This window comes from Sedimentibacter sp. B4 (genome assembly GCF_000309315.1).
Taxonomy (GTDB): domain Bacteria; phylum Bacillota; class Clostridia; order Tissierellales; family Sedimentibacteraceae; genus Sedimentibacter; species Sedimentibacter saalensis.
Genome location: NZ_CANG01000473.1, coordinates 1 through 213 on the forward strand (window position 1 = coordinate 1; position 213 = coordinate 213).

At 72.8% G+C, this 213-nt stretch carries 1 pseudogene; it reads left to right on the forward strand.

Going from position 1 to position 213, the window contains the following annotated elements:
• Positions 1-213 (forward strand): annotated as a pseudogene (locus BN358_RS11905) (CTP synthase); the annotation flags it as partial.

Sequence of the window (213 nt, forward strand, 5' to 3'; positions counted from 1 at the left end):
TGAGGCCCTGCGGGCCGGCGGCTTCGCCAACTGGGCGAAGGTGAACGTGCGCTGGGTCGCATCGGATACCTGCGAGACGCCGGCCGGTGCGGCCGCAGAACTCGGCGACGTGGACGGGGTCTGCGTGCCCGGTGGTTTCGGCATCCGCGGCGTGGAGGGCAAGCTCGGCGCGCTGCGCTACGCCCGGGAGAATCAGGTGCCGACGCTCGGGCT